This is a genomic window from Acinetobacter sp. SwsAc2 (assembly GCF_013391465.1).
In the GTDB taxonomy this organism is placed as follows: Bacteria; Pseudomonadota; Gammaproteobacteria; order Pseudomonadales; family Moraxellaceae; genus Acinetobacter; species Acinetobacter johnsonii.
Genome location: NZ_JACBEZ010000072.1, coordinates 1 through 2,755, shown reverse-complemented (window position 1 = coordinate 2,755; position 2,755 = coordinate 1). Strand labels below are relative to the sequence as shown.

Below are 2,755 nucleotides of genomic sequence, written 5' to 3'. Positions count from 1 at the left end.
TAACGTTTGATAATTTTTGAATATCTTTGAATTTCATCCAAGGATTATCCCTTGAATTAAATAATTTTGCTGATTAATTTAAGATCAAATAAATTGTACGTTTTTTGATTTATGACGGAAGTCTATTGATATATAAAATTAGTTTTTAAAAATAAATTTTATTAGCATTAATGATAATAATCGGGGGAATTATGAACCTTGAACTTGAGATTAAAAATTGGCTTCTAACACAAGCCGATTGGTTACAAGAGGCGGCAGTGCGTATTCTTCAGAAAAGTACGCTCAGTGAAAATGATTATCAAGAAATATCTGCATTAATTAAAACGCCTGAGGGTAGACTAATTACTCAACACAGAAATTATGATGAGTTAATTGTTAGTCAACTTAAAAGTGAACTAAGGTTAAAGGCGATTAAGGGAGTAATAGGTATTGAAAACTTAGCTCCTAGAGATCCTTTAACTTTTGGTACTGGGAACTTAAGTGTAATTTATGGGCATAATGGTTCAGGTAAATCCAGTTATACACGTATTTTAAAAAAGGCATCGGGTGTTTCTAGAGCACAGAGTCTAAAGCCAAATGTTTTTTTTCCACCGCCTGATCTTAGCCATTGTACCTTTGAAATAGTTACAGATGGTACTGAGCAAGAAATTAAATGGTTGGCTAATGACTCATTTTTAAGAGACCTCGTCCCTGTCGATATCTTTGACAGTGAAGAAGCAAATTATTATTTGACAAAAGAAAGTACAGCTACGTACATGCCCCCAGCTGTTACCTTATTTGCGGAGCTGGCAAATGTTTGCTCACAAAAGGATATACTGCAAACCCAGCAGAATACTCTTTTAAGTAAATTACCGCAGCTACCTGGTCAATTCTATTCAACAGAAATAGCCATTAAGTTAAATGCATTGAATGCCCAAACGGATGATCAACTCCTTGATAGCTTTACTTTATGGTCGGAAGACAATCAGCAGCAACTTAATACTTTAAATTTAAGATTGAATACTGATAATCCAAGTGAGCTTGCTAAGCAAAGACGAAATACCGCAATACAAGTGAAGGAGATTATTAAAGCGCTTGAAGGGGCACAACATTCGCTAAGCCCTTTAAATATCGAATCGCTTAGGCGTCTTAAACAAGAGGTCCTGCAAAAACGTCAAGTTGCCTTAGATGCAGCACAGAATATGGTTGGTGATTTAACTGGAGTGGGTGGGAATACTTGGCGAGCAATGTGGAATGCTGCTAGAGAATATTCGCAGGTAGTGTATCCAGAACAAAAATTTCCAGTAACGGATGAAGCAAAATGTGTACTTTGCTATCAAGAGCTTAATCTTGAAGCAAAAGAACGACTACAAAATTTTGAAAAATTTGTACACAGTACTCTAGAACAAGATGCCGCAAATGCAGAAAAAAACTATAAGACTAGCCTTGCTCAACTTCCTTTAGCTTTATCGGATCAACAGATAAGAACACAATGTGAGGCTGCAGGAATCGCAACTGAAGATTGGTTGAAATGTTTGGGTGATATCTGGTTAAAAATTAAGAATAATTATTTGGTTCTTAATTCTCATGAGCAGCAGGGTACACTTCGTGATATTTCTGAAATAAAACCTTCAATAGAGGTACTCACAGGTTATGCGGATAGTTTAGATAAACAAGCAAATCAATTTGATCAGGACGCGATTGAATTCAATAGAATTTTAGCAAATAATCAAAAGTTAGAATTAGAAGCTAAGTTATGGGCCTGTCAGCAAGTTGAAGCAATTAAGCAAGAAGTGATTAGGTTAAGAAAGCATAAGGAATACGAGTTTTGGAAGTCACTAACAAATCCTAGAAATATATCGACTAAAGCTGCATCAATTTCTGAAATAGCTATTACAGATGCATATATTCAACGATTTAATGACGAATTAAAACTATTAGGAGCACATCATTTAAAGGTTGAATTAATAAAATCTAGAACATCCAGAGGAGAGGTTTTTCATAAAATTCAATTGAAAGGTGTAGCTAGTCAAAACATATTACCAGAATCCGTTTTAAGTGAAGGAGAGCGAAGAATAATTTCTTTAGCGGCTTTCTTAGCAGATGTGGTAAATAAGCCTTATCTGGCCCCATTTATATTTGATGACCCAATTTCCTCATTAGATCATGACTATGAATGGCATGTGGCTTCACGTTTAGCAAATTTAGCTAAACACAGGCAAGTTATTATATTTACACATCGACTATCACTTTTCGGAACAATGGAAGATGTGTCTAAGAAAAATGGTGATCAATGGCATAAGACCCATTTCTCAGCATTATGTATTGAGAGTTTTAATGGGATGTCAGGGAATCCTGCACATCAGCAAACTTGGAATTCTAATACAAAAACAGCTAATAATATTCTTCTAACTAGATTGAGAGATGCTTGTAAAGTGGCAGAACAATCTGGAGCAGAAGTTTATCGACAATTGGCTCAAGCCATTTGCAGTGATTTCAGGAAATTATTAGAGAAAAGTGTTGAAGATGACTTATTGAATTCAATTGTAAGAAGACATCGTCGATCTATTACAACAGATAATAAAATACATTCGTTAGCACTTATTGAAAAAGATGATTGTATGTTTATAGAACAACTGATGACTAAGTATAGAGGTGGTCCCACATGTTTGAACAACTAAAAGCTTATTTATAAGTGATACTCTGCTCTAGTTAAGCTACCTTATTTTGTTGTGGTAGCTGGTCATAGTAAAACTCATCTGGAGTCATTTTGTCC

At 34.9% G+C, this 2,755-nt stretch carries 1 protein-coding gene; it reads left to right on the top strand.

Translation table 11 applies throughout. The features are described 5' to 3' along the window. Nucleotides 1-191: 191 nt before the first annotated feature. Nucleotides 192-2,660 (top strand): AAA family ATPase, encoded by a 2,469-nt coding sequence (locus tag HYI04_RS16645; RefSeq protein ID WP_178896416.1) that lies wholly within the window; start codon nt 192-194, stop codon nt 2,658-2,660. The last annotated feature ends 95 nt before the right edge of the window (nt 2,661-2,755 follow it).

Coding starts and splice junctions, on each gene's coding strand:
- HYI04_RS16645 (WP_178896416.1), top strand. CDS start 192: ATGAACCTTGAACTTGAGATTAAAAATTGGCTTCTAACACAAGCCGAT.